Below are 20,278 nucleotides of genomic sequence, written 5' to 3'. Positions count from 1 at the left end.
CTCCTGTTTATGTATTGGAGAATAAAACAAATTATGGAGGTAGTGTCATGGGTACTACAAATCGGGATCAAGAGATCATTCGTTTCACGTTAAAGGGAGTTGAGGTAGATAGGCAGAATATTAGCCTCAATTTTTATCGTCAACAATTAGTACATTTTAATAATTTTCTTTCTAATGGATTAAGTTGTTTGTCTTTAGAGAGAGTTGATCTTAGTGTTAAGCCATTTGGGCGAGGATCTTTTATTCAAGATATTTTGATTGCTGCATCGGGAGATATGCTAAACGATGTCTTAAAAGAAGCTCTAAGAGTTCTTTTTAAAGTAATTAAAGGGAAATTAACCACTTCAGAAGAACCAGATTTTATGCTTGGCGACAATCTTTTACCTGAAGATACAAAGGCTAAGAACCTTTATATAGACCCCAAATTCAATATTTACTTTAACGGAATGCTTGAGGGTGCTTTTCGGTTTGGGGTTGATATCATGGAATTAAGAGTGTCAGAAGATCCCGATCTTGTGTATGTAATTACAAGAGATAAAGTGGGGGATTATTTTGTAGATGCTAAAAGTCAAGCATATTTACCTCAGAAGAATAAGGGGCAGATTTTAAAAATAAATGTAAAAACGATGTTGACTTTTCATGCTTTTAAGGGAGAAAAAGTAAGTAGTCATTTGATGTGGGATTATGTTGATGAGACGGGAAAGAGTCATCCATTAACATTACATCCATCTATTGTTGATAATGTATTTGCGGAGCAATACACGAATGGACTTCCTGATGGAACTATGATTGAAGCAGATTTGTATGTTGTATTAAAACATGTTAAAAAATATCGTGTACAAATCGCTCGTATTGATAATGTTCGACTAGTGTAGTTTTTTAGGGGGCAGTGTCCCCCTTTGACACTTCGCGCGCCCTGTGCTATACTAAGAGTATGTACGCGATTACTTTTGATTTAAAAATTAGCGACTTAGAGCGCCTCTATCCCGGCAATACCTATCATAACGCCTATGCCGAGATAAAAAATTTCCTCGCCACCCACGGCTTCACTCGCCAGCAAGGCAGTGTCTACTTCGGCGACGAGGGCATCGACGCGGTAAAAACCGTTATGGCGGTAAACAAAATGAGCGCCCAATTCCCTTGGCTTAAAGGCTCGGTTACCGACATCCGCATGCTACGCATCGAAGAAAACAACGATCTCGCTCCCGCCCTTTGACACTTCGCGCGCCCTGTGCTATACTAAGAGTATAAAAAACCCACTCGCTTACTGGAGTGGTCGTTAATGTTTATGTTATTGCGATTGTTGCGCCATCTTCCGTTCGATATTCTCGCTTATCTTCATAAACGGCAGGTACATCATCACATTGATGGCAATTAGCACCGCCTGCACTGCACCGCCAATCCAAGATTGCGTGGCGATAACACCACTAAAGATCGGTGGGGTTGTCCAAGGCACAGCCACTACCGTTAGTGGTACAATGCCGATTCTCATTAAGATATAGCCCACTCCCATGTTAAAAAGCGGGATCAGCACAAAGGGAATCATTAAGGGAAGGTTGTAGACGATGGGGTAGCCAAAGATGATTGGCTCGTTGATGTTGAAGAGCGCGGGCGCGAGCGAGAGTTTTCCTAGTTGGTTGGAATTTTTATGTTTGGTAAAGAGGATCATCGCAATAACCAGCGAGATGGTTGCACCCGCACCACCCATTTGGGCAAAAATGTCGATAAAGCCACCGGTGAGGATATGCTCGGGGGCTTGTCCGTTGGCAAAGGCGAGGGTATTTTCGTTCATGTTGGCGGTCATAATGGGGTCGACAAACGGCGCGCGAATAACCGTATGGTGAATACCCAAACTAAAGAGGAAGATGCCCATACCAAAGAGTAACATCAATCCTAATATAGAGTTATTAACCTTCGAGAGCGGTGTTTGGATAAGGAAGACGATCATCTGCATGAGATCTTTTCCCGTAAGCAACTGTAGGAGCAGAGAGCCCAAAGAGAGTAAGCTCAAGGTGATGAGGATGGGTAGGAGTACCTCAAAGGAGCGGGCAACACCAGAGGGAACGTCTGGCCCTAGTTTAATTTTGAGGTTCATCTTGGCAAAGAACATTAAGACTTCGCTAGCGATTAAGCCGACCACGATACCACCAATTAAGCCATTAGAGCCGATATCGCCAAAGTTTAACACTCCACCGATGGTTTGCTCTATGCCGTTGGCATCGACGTAGCTGACGCTACTGGGCGAGAGCATCACAAAAGATGCCAGCGAGACGATTCCCGCAACTAAGGGCCCTTCAAACTTAGCATTTTTCGCCAGAATATAGCCAATGCTCGGGGCGATAAGCAGGGCGCTAATCTGCAGTGTACCGTTGTTGATGGCGGCACCCCATCCTTGTAGTTTGGTCAGGAGTTCGACATTCTCCTTAATGATCATCGGTAGTAGGGCAAAGCTCACCATAACCGCCAAACCAGCCATTAAAAAGAGGGGCATCACCAAGATGAAACTCTCCTTAATTGCCGAAAGATGGCGCTGTTGTCCCACTTTCATCGAAATTTTTGTAATGACTTGAATAAACTTATTCTCCATTAATGCATCACTCATCTATTTTCTCCTTAGAAATATGTTCTTATCTACCTATCATTATAAAGGGCAAAAGAGCGATTTGTCAAATGTTATTTAGATAAAAGCGTATATAGAAAAAGAGACCCAGAGGTCTCTTTAATAAAAAAGTGTATAAATATTGATATTTAATGAAGTTTTGTGATAATATAATCATATAGTGGCTTAAGTACCGCGATAGCTACTAAGGTGGGAGCAATCAAGCGTACGAGCCATAATAAGAACGTGCCGAATGCAGAGTTGCTCTTCTCTTCGCCTAAGAGCTCGGTAACGATGCCACGTTTTTTCCAGAGCCAGCCTGCTAAGATAAAGGTAACAATTCCATTGAAGGGCATCATGATTTTGTCGATTAAGAAATTCATTGTGTCGAAAAGATTTAGTCCAAGAATCTTAACCGAAGATAGCAGTCCAGGGGCAAGTGCCATTGGTGCACCTAGCACGACCAATATGGCAAAGAGCGACCATGTCGTTTTTGTTCGGCTGATATTCATTTGGTTGGAAATACGGCGCAATGCAGGTTCAATCATCGATACCGAGCTGGTGAGGGCGGCGAAGACGGTTGCAGCAAAGAAGAGGATCGCGAAGATCGCTCCGCCGGGCATCTTGTTAAAGACTAAAGGCAGTGTAACAAAGAGGAGTCCAGGACCTGCGTTTGGCTCTTGTCCCATGGCAAAGACGGCAGGAAAGATCGCTAAGCCCATCAACAACGCCATAACAATGGAGGCGATGGCGGTAATGGCGCTGGATCGTAGAATGGGACTCTTTTTGTCGACATAAACTCCGTAGGTGAGAATCGCCCCAGATCCTAGCGAAAGACTAAAAAAGGCTTGCCCCGTTGCCATCAACCAAATTGTTGGATCTTTGAATGCTTCAAATTTAGGCGTAAAGAGATAGTATACGCCCGCCATTGCGCCTTCTAGCTGTAAGGAGAAGAATACTATGATTAAGATCATCCCTAAAAGCAGAAAATTCATCAACGTGCTGTACTTTTCGATACCTTTAGAGACCCCTAAACTCAAAATTAACATTGTTAAAAAGAGGAAGAGAATCTGCCAGAAAAGAGGCTCTTGACTGACGCGAAATGCTTCAAAATCGTTATTTCCTAGCTGAAAAAAGAGCGATTGTGCAAAGTAAGAGAGCGCCCAACCACCCAACACCGTGTAGATGGTGGCTAATAAAAATCCCGTTAATACGGGTATATAACCCAAAATCTTGCTTTTCGGGGCTATTTTGGCATAGCTATCCACGGCATCTACACCACTGTTGCGCCCTAAGGCCGTCTCTACCGCCATGCCAATAATGCCCACGACCAACATCATTGTTACATAGATAAAGATAAAGGCACTGCCACCACTTTGCGCTACCATGTAGGGAAAGCGCCAGATGCTTCCCAAGCCCACCGCACTACCGATCATCGCCATCATAAAGCCAAAATTCGAGCTCCAGCTCTCTTCTTTTGCAGACATATTCACTCCTTGTCTTCTCTAGTGTTTATAAAAAAAGAAGGATACCTTTTGAGTATCCTTCTGCTTTATCTTTTATGATGATAAAATCCGTCTACTCAAGCGCGCGCTGCCTTCTTGCAAAGTAAAAATGACCATGGCTACGAGTAGCATTAAACGCACGCGCATAAACGGTGAGTACAGTGTAAATCGTGATAAGTACAGAATGATTGATGTGTCGCATAAAAATACACTGCCTCCATTAAATTAAGAAAAATATACCATAATCTACACAAAAATGCAAGCTCTTTTACGCTTCTATGGATAAAAAGTGAAAATATAATCTATTTTTTTATTAGATAATCGATAAAGGGTTTTAAGACAATCCACGAAATGAGTATGGGTAAGATATAGCGAATGCCCCACCATAGAAGTTTGGGAAAGGGGAGCTTGAGGCTACCTTGGTTGGAGAGTTCGTGGATAATGCCTCGTTTTTTCCAGAACCAGCCGGCAAGAATGAGGGCGACGAGCGCATTGAAGGGGAAGAAGAGTTTGTCGATGATGAAGTTTAGCGCGTCAAAGAGGGTGATATCGTTAATGAGGAGTTTTGAGTTGGCGTGTTGGGAGAGGGCGAGGATAAGACTGATGACAAAGGTGCTGAGCGCGATGAGCCAGACGCCCGTAGATCGTTTGATCTTTTGGGTTTGGATAAAGCTTGCGTTGAGCGGTTCAATCAGACTAGCTCCGCTGGTGAGGGCGGCAAAGAAGGTTGCTAAGAAGAAGAGTGTAGCAAAGAGTCCGCCGGCAGGCATTTGGGCAAAGACGCGGGGTAAAAGATTAAAGAGGAGTCCTGGCCCTTCGGTGGGGCTCTCGCCCATGGCAAAGAGCGCAGGGAAGATCGCCAAGCCCATCAAGAGCGCCATCACGATAGTGGTTAATCCGGCAATGCTTGAGGAGCGCAAAATGTTGCTCTTTTTATCCAAATAGCCACCGTAAGTGATCATCACTCCCCCACCTAGGGACATGCTGAAGAAGGCTTGTCCAGTCGCGCTCAACCAGACGTTTGCGTCGGTAAGTTTATGGAAGTCGGGGTAGAAGAGAAAGCGCACCCCTTCCATTGCCCCAGGGAGGGTAAGGGAGCGTCCGATAATGATAAAGAGAATCAAAATAAGGAGAATATTGAGCCAAATGCTATAGCGCTCGATGCCTTTATTAACCCCACCAATCAAGATGCTTGCGCTGGCAACAATGAAGATGAATTGCCAAAAGATGGGCTGATAACTCTGGGTAAAGTGCCGAAAGTGGTGCGCATCAAGCTGGGTAATCTCTCCGCTAATCGAGAGATAGAGATAGTGTAGCACCCAACCGCCTAGCACGCTATACATCGTCATGAGGAGAAAACTCGTGCCGATAGCGATATAGGCGAGGGGCTTGCTTTTGGGCGCTAGCCGAACGTAACTAGTAATCGTATCGCTTTGACTATGACGCCCAATGGCGATCTCTACCGATACACCGATGATGCCAACAAAGAGCATAATCAGCGTGTAGACTAAAATAAAAGCTCCGCCACCGTTGCTACCCACCAAGTAGGGGAAACGCCAAATGCTTCCCAAGCCCACCGCGCTGGCAATGATTGCCATGAGGAATCCAAAATGAGAGCTCCATTGGGCTCGTTGTTCTGCCATATCAATCTCCTCCTTGAGACGTGATTATAAAATAAAAGAGGGACCTTCATGATCCCTCTTTCCTATCAACTATTTGCCTATGTTTAAGTAAGGATCAATGTTTATAATAGTGCACAGATCCCCACCAACCAGTAGAGGTGTGGAGAAAAGGCGCGTTCTGTGGATTGATCCAACCTAAAATTTGTGTAGGAAGAGATGTCGCTAAGAGACGTTTAGACGCTACATGGGTAGATACAACAGAAAACATCTCATCATCCTCCTTTAACCTAGTGTTATGATACATCAATACAAAAAAAAAGTCAAGAGAAGCATTCACGATTGTTAGCGAGTGATTTGTAGGAGGCGATCGCGGATAAATTCGGACTTGGCTTGAAGATCGATTTTACCGGTTTCAAGGAGAACGGCGGCGGGATTGGTGGGGCTGGGCTTGAGCTTGCCGTGGCTCTCTTGAATGACACGCATGAGGGTGTTGATGTTAATGGCTTGAAATTTGGCGAATTCAACCTCTGCCCAGCCGTTACGTTCACGGATGCTACGGATCTTGAGCTGACGCGCAATAATGCGGATCTCAGCGAGGGAGAGCAGACTATAGACCTCATCGGGGATCTTACCAAAGCGATCAAGAAGCTCGGCATGCAGACTCTCGCTCTCTTCTTGCGTGGTGATGAGGGCGATCTTTTTGTAGACTTCCATCTTCTCCATGGTATTGCTGATATAGCTTTCGGGGATAAATCCGGTGTATTCTAGCTCAAGGTAGCTCTCGATCTCTTCTTCTTGGGTGTTGTCCATGCGTGTACGTATCGCTTCGTCGAGGAGGCGTAAGTAGAGATCAAAGCCGACGGCTTGAATTTCTCCGGACTGCTCAGGCCCTAAGAGATTGCCTGCACCACGTACTTCCATATCTTTCATCGCGATTTTAAAGCCCGATCCCAGTTCGGTAAAGTCGTTGATGATCTGTAGGCGTTTCATGGCAAGCTCGCTCAACGCCGATCGTTCGGGGTAGAGGAGATACGCGTAGGCAATGCGATCGCTACGCCCCACGCGCCCACGTAATTGGTAGAGTTGGCTCACTCCATACATATCGGCACGGTCGATGATGATGGTATTAACATTGGGGATGTCGATACCGCTTTCGATGATGGTGGTGCTTAGCAAAACTTGAAATCCACCTTGAATAAAGCGATGCATGACCTCGTCCATCTCTTCGCCGGTCATCTTGCCGTGGGCAAATTCGACACTGGCCTCGGGCACAAGCTCGCGGATAAATTGACGGATACTCTCCAAGCTCTCCACACGGTTGTGTAGATAAAAGATTTGTCCTTGTCGCTCAAGCTCTTTGCGGATGGCTTTGGCAATGAGATCGGGTTCAAACTCGTGCACAAAGGTCTCTACGGGTTTGCGGTTGGCTGGTGGTGTCTTGAGCATCGAGAGGTCGCGAATCTTTACCAAACTCATATGCAGCGTGCGCGGAATGGGCGTGGCGCTCAAGGTGAGGCAGTCGACCTCCGTTTTGAGATTTTTGATCTTCTCTTTGTCCTTTACACCAAAGCGTTGCTCTTCATCGACGATCAGCAGCCCTAAATTTTTGTAGATAATATCTTTGCTTAAAATACGATGTGTGCCGATGATGATATCAATTTTCCCTTCGGCTAAATCGGCAAGAATGGCGCGTTGCTCTTTGCGATCGACGGTACGACTCAATAATTTAATGGTGATAAAATCAAATTGTTCGAAACGCTTACAAAAATTTTCATAATGTTGCTCGGCGAGGATGGTGGTGGGACACAAGACCGCACACTGCTTGCCACAGAGCACCGATCGCATAGCAGAACGCATGGCAAGCTCGGTCTTACCAAAGCCAACATCGCCACAAACCAGACGATCCATCGGTTTTTGTAGCTCCATGTCGTGATGGATCTCTTCCATAACGGTGAGCTGATCGACCGTCTCTTGGTAGGGGAAATGCGCTTCAAATTCGCGCTCCATTTGGGTGAGCATCGGATCGTTGATGGCAAACGAGAAGCCACGGGATGCCTCGCGTTTGGCGTAGAGATCGACTAAAAATCCCGAGAGCTCTTCGGCACTCTTTTGCGCGCGACTCTTCTTCACGCTCCATGATCGTCCCCCAATCTTATCGAGGCGAGGCATATCTCCCGACGAACCAATGTATCGTTGAATAAGATTAACTTGTTCGATAGGGACAAAGATCTTATCGCCATCTTGGTACTCAAGGGTGATGTAGTCGCGCTCGCTACCAGCAGCCTTCATACGTTCGATGCCTTGGTAGAGACCAATTCCGTAGTTGACATGGACAATTGGATCGCCGACATTAAGCTCGACAAAGCTATCGATGACACTGCTCTCCACGCGCTTACGCGCAACTTTATGTTCGCGTCGCTTGCGCCCAAAGATCTCATGCTCGCAAATGATCATCACCTTGGCCTGCACGAGAGTAAAGCCACTGCTTAGCTCAAAAGGGATGATGGTAACGAGGTCGATGATATCGCTAAGCAAAGTAGTAATACGTAGGGCTTGTTCGGGATTTTCGCTAAAGATGGCAATTTTATAGCCCGATTTGCTGAGCTGTTGGATCTCTTCTTTGAGGAAGTTGACATTGCCAAAGTAACTACGCGACTCTTCATATTGAATGGAATGGGCGGGGGTTTTTGCGTCGGAGAAGTTTTTTAGTTGAATCGTGCGCGAGGCGTAGGGTTGGAGCAGATCGCCTAAAGTAAAGAGCAGATATTGGGGCGCAGGCACGGTGTGTCCGGCACGAATCGCCTCTTTATAGAGCGCTTCCACCTCTTTGGCGAAGGTCTCGGCGACGGTGGTAAGGGCATCAAAGTCGTGCAGAAGAATGGGGCGTTTGGGGTCGATGTAACTGATTATACTGGCGGGATTTTCCTCTAGCATCAGGCTAAAGAGCGCCTTTCTTAGTTGAAATTCCTCGTAAGAGAGCTCGCTATTACCGGTATGGTTGGCTTGCCAGATCGCCTTGCTCTTAAGGAAAAGCTCCTCCTCGTCGAGGGGAAGAATGGGCGTGGTGGGGTAGATATGGAGCTCGTCGATAGCCATAAGACTGCGCTGATCGTCGGGATCGAAGGTTTTAATCGTCTCGATGATGTCAAAGTCGCACTGAATCCGCATCGGGTACTCTTGGGCGTAGGGGAAAATATCGATAAGATCGCCACGCTGGGCAAATTCACCATGCACCAAGACGCGATTGGTTCGGCTATAGCCCATCTGGGTGAGTTGTTGCGCGAGCTTGGGTGGATCAACTGGCGACCTTTTCTTTAGGGTGATGGTACTTGCCAAGAGATCTTCTGGTTGATTAATCTTAAGCAAGAGCGTGCGCAACGGAATAATGATGGTCTCTTGTGCCAGAGGTAGCTGGGCAAGCATGGCGGTTCGCTCGCCAAAACTGTGCGAGGCATCATATAGACGTTGCTGGATTGAGGCAAAGGTAATGCTTTTTTGTCCTAAAAGCTCGAGATCTTCGCTCAAGGTCTGGGCGCTCTGGTGGCTCGATGTGATGATGACAGGCGCGTGGGTAAAGGGTTCTAGCGATAGAAAGAGCGCCAGCCAAGACTTTTTGAGACCCGTAATGGCATGTATTGTCGCATAATCATGCTTGATCTTATCAAGCAACGTGGCGACATCGGGGCTCTTTTTCATTGTCGTTAAGAAAGAAGAAAATTCTACTGGCATCACAATGCCATCAGTATAGCATAAAGACCGCACTCATGCAAAGGGGTGCTATTTGACTTTTTATTTTTTAATGCATATAATAGAGAGGCACGAGGGCAACAGCGTTCTCGGGCGATGGGGTATCGACAAGATAACAGGAGAGAAGAAAATATGCATAAGCTTTATGGACTATTTTTATGTTTACTCACCATGAGTTTGCATGCGCAAGTGCCCAGCTTACGGGCGGTGGTGGGCGAGAGTTCGGCGCAAACCTTAATGACCAATGGCATACTATACAATGAAGATATGGCACCACAAGTGAAATTTGTGCAAAGTGGCGTGCTTCGCGAGCAGATGACCACGTATATTAATGAGGTGGGCGCGAACTTGAGTTTGGAATTTCTCTATTTTGTGCCAGCTAGCCAGCATGCCAAACGCAGTAATAAGGATGTAGTCGAGGCGCTCTTGCATATCCGCACCTTAGGCACTGCCTACATGATCCGTAATGATAAGGAGCAAGCGCTCTTTAGTAATGTGGAGGTGTTAGATAATTTTCAAAACCGAAAGAAGATAAACTCCCCTGTGAGTGTTACTATCCCTTTCTCCTACCAACGCTATATTTCATTGAAAGATGCGCGCTTTGGTAAGATCGATTATCGGGTAGATTACCTTGCCGACAATCAGAACGTGGTGGTAAGTATGCTCAACTTCTCCACCCTTAGCTACATGATGCGTAAAATTGCCGATAGCCAAAAGATGCGTCTCTCCTTTATGCAACAAGAGGTCAGTGAAGGCATGCTCTACGTCGGGCATATTACGGCGCAAATCCACAATTTAGATAAAGCCAAAGAGAGCATCCATCTGCCTTCTTTCTTTTCCCGACGCGTAGAGGGCATGAAGGGTTGGTATTTTCAGCAGGTGCATGGCATCAAGGTGAATCAGGGCGTATATCCGGTAAAGATTGCGCCCTAGTTGATGAGGATAAATGGAGCAGTATCACCTATTAATTGTTGATGATGAGAAGAATATTCGCGAGGGGTTGGCACAGTTCTTTCGTATGGAGGGCTATGCCGTAACCCTTGCCGAAGATGGTGCGCAGGCACTAACTCTTTTGAATAAAGAGAGATATTCGTTGGTTATTTGCGACTTACGCATGCCAAAAATCTCAGGCGACGAGCTTTTGCTTACTACCAAAAAGAGCCAACCCTTTCTTCCCTTTATTATGTTGACAGGTCATGGCACCGTAGAAAATGCCGTCGCGGCCATGCGATCAGGGGCGTACAACTTCTTAACCAAGCCGGTCAATTTAGAGTATTTACTCCTCCTCGTACAGCAAGCCATTACCACGCAAAAACTCCAATCCGATCAAGAGGAGGTGCAACTCTTTTTGGCAAAGGAGAAGCTCAATATTCGCCAACACTTTGTCAGTGGGTCGCCTGCCATGCAACGTGTCTATCAACTTATCGAGCAGGTTGCGCCCTCCAAGGCTAATGTTTTAATTACCGGCGAGAGTGGCGTGGGTAAAGAGATGGTTGCCAACGCCATTCATGCGCTTTCCCCGCGATATAACCAACCATTGATTAAGGTGCACTGTGCGGCCTTGAGCGAGAATCTCTTAGAGAGTGAGCTCTTTGGACATGAAAAAGGTGCGTTTACCGGCGCGCATGCGATGCGTAAGGGGCGCTTTGAGCTGGCTGACAATGGTGATCTATTTCTCGATGAAATTGGCGAGATTTCGCCTACGGTGCAAGTTAAGTTGTTGCGTGTCTTACAAGAGCGACGCTTTGAGCGTGTGGGGGGTGAGGTCAGTGTGGAGGTGGATGTTCGCTTGATTACCGCAACCAATCGTGATCTTTTGCAAGAAGTCAAGGAAGAGCGTTTTCGCGAAGATCTCTACTATCGCTTAAATGTTATCAATATTCATATTCCGCCTTTGCGGGAGCGTCGAGAGGATATTATGCCGTTGGCTGGGCAATTTTTGCGCGAATTTAGCCTTGAGAATCAGAAGCGGATTCAGGGCTTTTCCCCACAGGCTGCGAGCTTACTTCAAGAGTTCGATTGGCCGGGTAATGTGCGTCAATTACGCAACTGTATTGAGAGCGCGGTGGTGCTTAGCGATGGGGAGACAATCGACAAAGAGCATTTGCCGATTTATGTGGAATCTTCCTTAAATGAAGTAAATTTTTGCATTAACGAGGAGCTATTACTTGAAGATTTAGAGCGTAATTATATGGAATTTATGCTTTTACGCCATCAAGGTAATAAGAGTAAGGTGGCAAAAAAATTGGGTATTAGCCGAAAAACGTTGTTACGTAAAATGCAGCTAGAGGAGTAAGCAATGACAGGAGAGATAGATAATTTAACGATTCCCTCAGGGGCGTTGGCTTTGGTGGCGATGTCTGGTGGGGTCGATTCGTCGGTGGTGGCAGCCATGCTTTTGGAGCAACATATCGCGTGTATCGGGGTAACCATGCAACATAAGCCACAGGGACAAGAGCAGGATATCGCCGATGCCAAGACCATTTGCGCGCACTTGGGTATCGACCATTACGTGATTAATATCGTCTCTGAATATGAACAATTTTTAGAAGAGGAAATTCGCGCTGTCTACGCGCAAGGCCGCACGCCAAATCCGTGTGTGCTGTGCAATGAGCGGATGAAATTTGGTCTCTTTTTTGATAAATTTCTTTATCTAATGGAGAATAATCAAATTCCCCTTGCTCAAGGGCGCGAGATCTATTACGCCAGTGGTCATTATGCGCAGGTGGTGCAGTTGCCTAGTGGTGCGTACGCTGTGGCGCGTGCTCCTTATGCGCAGAAAGATCAGAGTTATTTCTTGTATCGTTTACAGCAGTCGCAATTGAGATATTTACGCTTTCCCTTAGGCAAAATGGAGAAGCCTGCAGTGCGTCTCTTGGCAGAAAAGTATGGGCTAGCCGTAAAACAGAAGCCCGATAGTCAGGATTTTTGCATGCATCCATCGGTGCTACGTCCTAAAAAAGAGTTACCTACACTCTTGGTTGACAAAGCTGGCAAGGCCTTGGGTGCGGGAGTTGGGTTGTCGCATTACACCATCGGCATGCGTCGAGGCTTGGGCGTAACGAGCCAGAAGCCCCTCTATGTGGTTGAAATTCGTGGCGATAAGCACGAGGTCGTGTTGGGTGATGAGGCGGATCTCTATCATCATCATTTTAAGGTGAAAGATTTGGTCTATACGCCTGAGTTACGCGCATCGAGCAAGGCTTTTGTAAAAATTCGTTCAACCTCGCCTCCACAAGAAGCACAAATTCGCTGGCAGGGGGATGAGACTATTGTGGTTGAGGTGGTTGAGCCGTTACGGGCGATTACGGTGGGGCAATCAGCCGTATTCTACTCCGCAGACGGGGTGGTGCTGGGCGGAGGGTTTATTAACGCCGAATCAACCTAGGGTGGTAACGATTTGGCTAAAGAAGCCTTTATCTTGATACTCTTGTTGTAGTTGTCGGGCACGCTGGCTATCCTTTATGCGCGCAAATAGCGTGGTACCAGAGCCTGACATCGATGCCCATTGCACATCCGTGTGGGTGCGTAATGCGTGTAAGATGCTACGCGTTTGCGGAAAATCATCGGTGAGCGCCTCGATAAAGTGATTGAAAAAGTGTGGATGCGTCTCGTTGATCGGGTGATCTTCCCACAAATCTCTTAGCTGTTCTGCGGATAGGGTAGCTCTTTTTGTCGATATCTCCTTGGAGAGTGTGCGAAAAGCTTGCGCGGTGGGCATGGCTTCGTTGGGTTTAATAAGGAGAAAGACCAGCGGCGTGGATGGTGATGTGAGCGGAGTGATTCGCTCGCCAATGCCCTCCACTAAAGCAACCGAGGCGCTCTGCACAAAAAAGGGAATATCGGCTCCGATGCTAGCACTGGCGCGGATTAATGTCTCTAGTGGAAGGGGATAGTTAAAATATTTTTGCAAAAATTGCAAGAGCGCGCCAGCATCTGCCGAGCCACCGCCTAGACCCGCTTGCTGTGGGATTTTTTTGGTGAGCTGAAGATCTAATCCAAAGTTAATTCCTGAGAGCTCGCGAAAGAGTTGATAACTTTTGTACAGGATATCTTGCTCTGGGGCGATGGCAAAGCCCTGTAATTGGTAGTTATTATTGTGCAGATCGATTGTAAGATCCAAGCGATCGTAGAGATCGATCTTCACCATCAACGAGCGGAGCTGATGGTAGCCTGTTCGTTCTGGATCTTTGCCCAAAACCTCAAGATGCAGATTAAGCTTAGCCGGCGCAACGATGGAATACAGTGATTATCTCCAGAGTTTCTCAAGTGTATGAGCAACTATCGGTAAAAAGTGATAATTTTTTTAGACTTGCTTGACAAATAAATGATATTAAGGTAATATTTAGTATTATCTGATAAGAAGATAGGAGAAATACTTGATGAAAAAAATGCGTGTATTAGCCTTTGGCTTAATCGCTTCGCTCTTGTTTGTAAGCAATAGTTGGGCAAATTCTGTTCAATTCGAATTGGTTTCTAGCGTGGGAAATGCCTTTAAACGCGAGCAAAAGGCAAAAGTTCCTTCGTTGGCGTTTGAACAATTAATGGAGATCTATGCAAAGATGGGTCAACCTAGCGATTTTGATGATTATGTTGCCCCAGTGATTACCAAAAATCAGGACGCTTTACTCGCGGCATATGAAACGGTTTTCGCGAAATCCGAACTCAATAAAATCAAGAAATTGAATATGTTTAAAGAGAATACGATGCAACGTGATTGGATGATTGCGATGTCTACATCAGGCTTACCCCTAATTAAGAAGATGATGGATAATGCTATGTATGAAGAAACATATCGTTATATGGCATCGATTTGGGGTTCAGAGCAATTCATGAAGCAACGCAATAATGAGATTATCGACTTTTATATTCAAGGCGTCGCCTTTGGTGCTGGCGTTACCGATGAGGCTGAACTGCAAATCCTCCGCGATACTATGCGAACAGCGCTTAATGGATAATCTATTATTTATTGCGTGTCATAAAAGAGAGGCCATCAAGGCTTCTTTTTTATTCCTGTAGAAAGAGGTTCGCCGCTTCTAATAATTTGATAGGATCTTCATGAAAGATGTTGTACATAAACGGATCTTGTTGATCGATAAAGCTGGAATGATGCTCATGTTTATCTACATAAAGGAGATAATGTTGTGCAGTTAAGAGGGGCAAAATCAGTTGGCTTAAAGAGCCATCGCCCAGCAGTAAGACGACTTTTGTCTGGGCAAGCATCTGTGTTAATTGATTACGCAGGAGAATCACATCTTGAATGCTCTCTGGCAGTGGCATGGCGACAGAGGTACTCGGAGCGATGATGAGGGAGCTCTCTTGTTGTAAAAGTTGGTGTATCCACCCACCATTCAGCGCCCCCAGATCGAATGCATTACGAATTGATCCATAGCCGTGAATTTTATTGAGTGTTTTCATGAGATATAACTCTTGTGCATCAGAGATATGCTTTGGGTTAAAAAAAGCAGACATGAGGTCTAATAAGATGCTATTTTGATCGGTGAGTACGTGATGAATTTTGGTACGTTGAGAAAATGTTTCTAGTACAGGCAAGCTCTTTTGAGACAATGAATTGTGTCCAATAATGACGCTTATGTTTTCTTGATTAAGTTGAGATTTCTGAAGAATTTGGCTTAAAAAATAGGCTTGAGATTCTAGCAAACTAAACGTACGTAGCGAGGCCGAACTAAAGAGCGTGAGGTAGGGATTAGATGGATAATTTTTTGGTTGTTGCATGTTCCAAGCGCGTATGCCTTGATACCCACAGAGAATGTAGTCGCCTGCGCGCACTTGATCTAAAAAGATTGTAGATAAGGACTCTTCTCGCCAAGTGATAAGAGTCAATCGTGTGGGATGCAAGAGCCTATGCCATTGATTATTGTAAAGAATTTCAATTGGATTTCCTTGGCATAAATAAAAATCATCAGGAGCAAAGGCATCTTTTTGTGCTATCTTAAAGAGAGCTTCACTCTCTTCTTCTTGGTCCATTCCCAGTGAGTATAAAGATTGGATACAGGATTTTAACTTATGATCTTCATTGGCTTTAAGGGCAATTTTAAAGATACCAATACGTGATTCTGCCTGTAAGTCTAAGTTAATCACGTCAAATTCACATTGAAATTGACGCGTATACGTAATCACTTGATGGAGAATTCCTTTATCGATTGCTTGTCCACGATAAGATAAGATCGCCTGCATGACAGTTTAATAGCTTCTAAATTGCTGGGAGAAACGTAAATCAGCGCTCTGCAGATGGCGAATATCTTCAATACCATAGCGAATCATGGCAAACCGATCCCACCCAAGTCCAAAGGCAAAGCCACTCCACTCGTTGGGGTCAAGCCCCCCGGCAATAAGAACGTTCGGGTGGGTCAGCCCACAGCCACAAAATTCGATCCAGCCACTTCCTTTACAGAAGGAACAGCCTGCTCCTTCGCACAAATGGCAAGTGACATCGAGCTCAAAGCCGGGTTCTACAAAGGGGAAAAAGCCACTGCGCAGGCGCGTTTTCGTGTGATGCCCGAGGATCTCTTGCACGAGTTTTTCGAGGAAGTAGACCATGTGTTGCACGCCGATATTTTTGTCGATGACCATGCCCTCGATTTGATGGAAGGCAGCCTCATGACTGGCATCGATCTCTTCATTACGGAAGACTTTAGCTGGTGCAATAAATTTAAACGGTGGGGTGAGTTCTTGCATGGCTCGGATCTCAATCGGCGAGGCGTGGGTGCGTAGACAATGGACTTTATCGGCAAACCAAAAGGTATCTTGCATATCGCGGGCTGGGTGCGCTTGTGGAATGTTTAGGGCGGTGAAGTTGTGGAATTCATCTTCAATAAAGGGACCATCGAGAATAGCAAAGCCCATGGAGTGGAAGAGATCTTCCATTTCGCGCTTAATGAGCGTGAGTGGGTGATAGCCTCCCTGTAGACGAGAGCGCTTATTCCACTCGGCACGTAGCGAGGTGTCGTACTGGGTTTGGGCGATTTGGGCATTGGCTTGTTCGATAGTGATGGCTTGTAGTTTGTCGTTAAAGAGCTTGGTTACGATCTCTTTAAGGGCGTTAAGCTCTTGCCCGATGCGTTTCTTCTCTTCCACCGATGCGCTTTTGAGTTGCGCACTCAACGCCGTTACCTTGCCCTGTTTACCTAGATATTCGGCTTTGAGTTGAAAAAGCCCCGCTTCGGAGTTGATATGTTGCACGTTTGCGGTGATTTCTTCAATAAGCTGATTGTATGAATCCATGGTTTCCTCACTCTCTTCGAATTTTAGCGATTTTTGGCACTTTTGTAAAGGACTTTTGCAGAAAAAAAGCAATTTTTATTTTCAAAAGATAATTTTTTTGCTAATATGGAGAGTATGAACGGGAAAAATGGTTGGGTTATTGGGTTGGTGATGGTGCTTGCGCCATGGATATATGGACAGAGTTCGCTTGTGTTAGATCTGAATGGTCTTAGCGAGTTGCAGAAGGTAGAGGCCTATGTGGGGCAGGCGGATCGTTTGGATGCGCAGAGTGAGATTCTCTTTTTGGTTTATGCGACCCAGCGAGCAAGTGAAATTTTTGCGCTGTTGGCAGAGAGTGATTTTGTCAATATTGACAAGCGTACGCTAGAGGGGCGTTTGGCGTATCATTGGGGGCGTATTTATCACTTTATGGGCGATGAGACCTTAGCGATGGAGTACTTACAGCGTAGTATTGGGCTTTTGAGTGAGGATTTTTTACGTAGACGATCACAGCTTTTGTTGTTGAATATTCAGATGGAATTTGCGCGTTGGAGCGAGGCATTGGTGAGTAGTGAGCGTATTTTGAGTCAGGATATACGCCCTTTACAGCGATATAATGTTTTTGTGCAACAGGCGCAAATTTATCGAGAACTAGAGCGTTATCCCTCCGCGATAGAGAGCGCACAACGGGCGCTTAGCTTGGCGCAGGGCGATCTTTCGGGAGAGGGCTTTAACGCGCTCCTTGAGTTAGGTTTTATCGCGAAGGCGCAGGGAAATATAGATCAAGCGAGGGATTATTGGCAAAGAAGCTATGACATTGCTAGTCGTCAGGCGAATCATCGCACCATGGCGCAAGCGTTCTATTTTATCGCCCAGCTTAGCATGGAGCTTGAACGCTGGGATGATGCACACTATTTTGCGCAACGTGCATTGCTCCATTTGGCGGGTGAGGATCGGATAGCGCTTTTTGCTGATATTCATTATCTTTTGGCGCAGTATTACTTAGCGATGGAAGCATTTGACTTAGCCTTTACTTCGCTTAGCTTGATGCAACAAGCGCAATTAAGAGCCGAGCAACAAGAGAGCATCTCCAACCGTTTAGCGCTCAATCTCTCGCTGATGCGGGATAATAATGAGTACGCAGTAAGTCAGATAAATCGAAAATTTGTTACGCAACAACGCCTCAATTATGTGCAATTGATCGTGATTGTTGCTTTGATTGTGGCGATTTTCGTCTTGTTGCGTCGCGTTTATGACGCCCAATCGCAACAACGCATTGCCGACTTGGCTTATCGGGCGATTAATAAGCGAATTCGTCGCACCGAGGGCACGTTGAAGGTGCAAATCGCCAATATGTTAAGCCAAGATTACTCGTTTGGTGTGGTGGTGGTGCATGTGATGAATGCAAAAAAAATTCTCGCATTGCCGGAGGGCAGTTTGATTTTAGAGGTGGCTCTGGATAACTTACGCGAACATCTTTTAACATTAAAGATGCCGTTAGAGTCAGCGCCTGCCATACAGATTCATACGTTGGATCATCTAACTTTTTTCTATTTTGAGGATCAAGATGGTGTCAACTTTGTGCAAGACATTGCTACGCTACCAAAGAATCATCAAATTCTGTGGCGTAAGAAGAATTTTACCCTTGAGTTACGCTACGAAAAGCACTTTCATCACCATGGACAAGCAGTGAAGTCGGAAGAGATTTTTGCTTGGCTTAATCGCTTGCATAATGAATAAGCGACATGTCTAAAGAGTGATTTGGCTAATGGCTAAGATAGCTTAGCTCCGTGGGAAGCATGATGTTATTGCCAAAGCGATCTTCACCATAGCCGTTGTAGGCAAGGATTTTGATGTCGCTAAGCACGCGGGTGTCGCCTTCAAAGACGACCATAGTGTCGATAGAGCAATCCATCTTACCAAGTGCCATGTAGCGCGTAAGTGCGCGACGCATAAATTCAAGGAGGGTCTCGCCTGCCTCATCGCGGGTACCGTCGAAATTAAAGAAGGGGTCGTAAGCGACGATTTTTTTCTTTTCTAAGAGCTCAAAGAGGATATCTTTGCCCACGCTACGTAAAAGTTTAAAGTAGAGGGGTTGCGCGTCATTGAGCGTGGAGGGCATCTCACGCATCTCGGCGGCAACGTCGGCAGCAATCTCTTGCACTTTGTCGCGGAGGGTAAAAAATTGGCTCTCCCTCTCACTTTGGAGGTCTGAGCCTAAATAGCGAAAAAAGAAGTCGCAGGAACTACCAAAGCGCTCTATATAGCGGTTATATGCCTCACTAGACTCTAAAATTTCAAAAATTGAGGTGCGTTTTAGCGCATTGATTGTTTCATTTGCACGAAAAAGTTCTAGCGGAAGAGCTGCGTTGTAGAGTTGATCGTAGAGCTTCATACTCACCTCGCTTCCATAATGTAAGACGATTTTGGAAATGAGCGTAGAAGGGCGTACGTGAAATCCACGATAGCTAGGCACGGGGACCTCGATAGTGCCATGCTCGGCATATTGACGGAGCATCTGGTGGGAGAGGTGGCGACCAGCCTTACGGTAACGATCGGCATAGATGAGACTAAATTTGATAATCTCTGGTAGGTGGCGATAACTGTGGTTTTTACTGCGGAAAAAACGTAATTTTCGCTCTTGGGTCACGGTCGTATAGTGGCGTTGGTAGTAGTGAATGCATTGGGTGAGGGTGATGAGTAGGTGAAAAATGAGGGAGATAAGACCGCGGAGTGCTGGGATATTTTTATCTTGTTGGGTAAGGTCAGAGCCAAGCACATAGGTGTCATAAAAGCTTTGAAGGTTGTGGAAGCGAGTTTCAAGCCAGCGAAGGTCTTCGGCGTTTAGGGGGTGGGGGATAAATTTTTCGAGGGGCTCATCTTGGGCAAGATCGCTTGCAGTTTCAAAGATGCGGTTGCCTCCCGATAGCGTGAGGAACTCGGTGGCGAGCTTGACGACGGTGATACCCGGTTGCGTGTCGTGGCGAGTGATACGCGTAGCGGGTAAGAGGTGTTGATAGGGGATATCGGTTTCGAAGCTATCGATGACGGCCTCGCTTTCTAGGTGAATATCGGCGCGTTTTGCCTCTAAAAGGGAGAATTGCACACTCTCTTGGAGAGTGGCTAGGGTAAGGGTGAGGATTCTCTTGATGTCTGTGGGAAAATCGCCGTCGACTTGGGGTAGTTTATAGCGCTCTAGGCTATCAGCAATATGGATGAATTTGTAATGCACCATACTGAAAATTTTTACCATGGCGACAGATTTTCTAAAAGGATACCAATATTTATTGGAAAGAGCACCGGCAACGTCAAGGAATTCCTCAAGTTCACTGCTCTTAATTTGGAGTTGGTTGAGGAGGGAACGACTAAATAGTTCTGGCTCTAGGATATGTTCATTGCAGAAATGCAGTAAGGCTAAAAATGCCTGTGCTTTGCGTTCAAGATTTTTGGCAAAGCTCTTTTCTTTGGCATTAGACTTATCACTTAGAAAGCTAATAATGTTCATAAATTCATACTACACCTTACATAGTTTCGATAGACTGCCCAAAAGAGAACTATTTTTTGTTGGATACAAAAGCAAC

The 20,278-nt window shown here is 45.8% G+C and carries 16 protein-coding genes; 7 read left to right on the top strand and 9 right to left on the bottom strand.

Annotated features, from left to right (window positions below; all coding sequences use genetic code 11):
- The first annotated feature begins 47 nt into the window (after nt 1-47).
- Together PVA46_RS04885 and PVA46_RS04880 are read left to right on the top strand one after the other, a co-directional pair.
- Complete coding sequence (locus PVA46_RS04885) at nt 48-875, top strand: hypothetical protein (protein WP_167695639.1); 828 nt, start codon at nt 48-50, stop codon at nt 873-875.
- A gap of 59 nt (nt 876-934) precedes the next feature.
- Nucleotides 935-1,216 (top strand): virulence factor, encoded by a 282-nt coding sequence (locus tag PVA46_RS04880; protein ID WP_167695638.1) that lies wholly within the window; start codon nt 935-937, stop codon nt 1,214-1,216.
- 75 nt (nt 1,217-1,291) lie between these two features.
- On the opposite strand, the gene PVA46_RS04875 is transcribed toward PVA46_RS04880, so the two are convergent.
- From PVA46_RS04875 to mfd, 5 genes are all read right to left on the bottom strand, one after another.
- The gene (locus PVA46_RS04875) at nt 1,292-2,602 is read right to left on the bottom strand and encodes a PTS sugar transporter subunit IIC (protein ID WP_167695637.1); all 1,311 of its coding nucleotides are present in this window, start codon (nt 2,600-2,602) and stop codon (nt 1,292-1,294) included.
- A 146-nt stretch (nt 2,603-2,748) separates the two neighbouring features.
- Nucleotides 2,749-4,086, bottom strand: a complete 1,338-nt coding sequence (locus PVA46_RS04870) for a sodium-dependent transporter (protein ID WP_167695636.1) — start codon at nt 4,084-4,086, stop codon at nt 2,749-2,751.
- Nucleotides 4,087-4,406: 320 nt separating this feature from the next.
- A complete protein-coding gene (locus tag PVA46_RS04865) occupies nt 4,407-5,747 on the bottom strand; it encodes a sodium-dependent transporter (RefSeq protein ID WP_167695635.1) in 1,341 nt (446 codons plus the stop codon).
- Between the two features lie 94 nt (nt 5,748-5,841).
- Entirely contained in the window at nt 5,842-5,994 is a 153-nt protein-coding gene (locus tag PVA46_RS04860; protein ID WP_167695634.1) for a hypothetical protein, read from the bottom strand.
- 74 nt (nt 5,995-6,068) lie between these two features.
- A complete protein-coding gene (gene mfd / locus PVA46_RS04855) occupies nt 6,069-9,455 on the bottom strand; it encodes a transcription-repair coupling factor (protein ID WP_212603851.1) in 3,387 nt (1,128 codons plus the stop codon).
- 150 nt (nt 9,456-9,605) lie between these two features.
- Here mfd and PVA46_RS04850 point away from each other — a divergent pair, with 150 nt between their 5' ends.
- The 3 genes from PVA46_RS04850 to mnmA are packed head-to-tail and all read left to right on the top strand — an operon-like array spanning nt 9,606 to nt 12,861.
- Nucleotides 9,606-10,406, top strand: a complete 801-nt coding sequence (locus tag PVA46_RS04850; RefSeq protein WP_167695632.1) for a DUF6675 family protein — start codon at nt 9,606-9,608, stop codon at nt 10,404-10,406.
- Nucleotides 10,407-10,419: 13 nt separating this feature from the next.
- Nucleotides 10,420-11,769, top strand: coding sequence for a sigma-54-dependent transcriptional regulator (locus PVA46_RS04845; protein ID WP_167695631.1), 1,350 nt, complete (start codon nt 10,420-10,422; stop codon nt 11,767-11,769).
- 3 nt (nt 11,770-11,772) lie between these two features.
- On the top strand, nt 11,773-12,861 hold the full coding sequence (gene mnmA, locus PVA46_RS04840; protein WP_167695630.1) for a tRNA 2-thiouridine(34) synthase MnmA: 1,089 nt from the start codon (nt 11,773-11,775) through the stop codon (nt 12,859-12,861).
- On the opposite strand, the gene ispE is transcribed toward mnmA, so the two are convergent.
- Nucleotides 12,853-13,710, bottom strand: coding sequence for a 4-(cytidine 5'-diphospho)-2-C-methyl-D-erythritol kinase (gene ispE / locus PVA46_RS04835; protein ID WP_274360336.1), 858 nt, complete (start codon nt 13,708-13,710; stop codon nt 12,853-12,855). The two genes, mnmA and ispE, sit on opposite strands and share 9 nt — an antisense overlap.
- A 145-nt stretch (nt 13,711-13,855) precedes the next feature.
- Between ispE and PVA46_RS04830 the strand changes: the two genes are divergently transcribed.
- Nucleotides 13,856-14,431 carry a hypothetical protein gene (locus PVA46_RS04830; protein WP_167695628.1) on the top strand — a complete coding sequence of 192 codons (576 nt, stop codon included), beginning with the start codon at nt 13,856-13,858 and terminating at the stop codon, nt 14,429-14,431.
- A gap of 49 nt (nt 14,432-14,480) precedes the next feature.
- Here PVA46_RS04830 and PVA46_RS04825 read toward each other — a convergent pair whose 3' ends face one another.
- Both PVA46_RS04825 and pheS read right to left on the bottom strand, forming a co-directional pair.
- Nucleotides 14,481-15,671, bottom strand: a complete 1,191-nt coding sequence (locus PVA46_RS04825) for an ornithine cyclodeaminase family domain (RefSeq protein ID WP_167695627.1) — start codon at nt 15,669-15,671, stop codon at nt 14,481-14,483.
- A 6-nt stretch (nt 15,672-15,677) separates the two neighbouring features.
- The gene (gene pheS, locus PVA46_RS04820; protein ID WP_167695626.1) at nt 15,678-16,718 is read right to left on the bottom strand and encodes a phenylalanine--tRNA ligase subunit alpha; all 1,041 of its coding nucleotides are present in this window, start codon (nt 16,716-16,718) and stop codon (nt 15,678-15,680) included.
- Nucleotides 16,719-16,823: 105 nt separating this feature from the next.
- Between pheS and PVA46_RS04815 the strand changes: the two genes are divergently transcribed.
- Nucleotides 16,824-18,437: a tetratricopeptide repeat protein gene (locus PVA46_RS04815; protein WP_274360265.1), complete on the top strand. Its 1,614-nt coding sequence runs from the start codon at nt 16,824-16,826 to the stop codon at nt 18,435-18,437.
- Between the two features lie 25 nt (nt 18,438-18,462).
- Here PVA46_RS04815 and PVA46_RS04810 read toward each other — a convergent pair whose 3' ends face one another.
- The gene (locus PVA46_RS04810; RefSeq protein WP_167695624.1) at nt 18,463-20,202 is read right to left on the bottom strand and encodes a hypothetical protein; all 1,740 of its coding nucleotides are present in this window, start codon (nt 20,200-20,202) and stop codon (nt 18,463-18,465) included.
- Nucleotides 20,203-20,278 lie beyond the last annotated feature (76 nt).

It is taken from the genome of Entomospira culicis, assembly GCF_028748145.1.
GTDB lineage: Bacteria > Spirochaetota > Spirochaetia > WRBN01 > WRBN01 > Entomospira > Entomospira culicis.
This window is presented reverse-complemented; position numbering and strand designations above follow the sequence as displayed.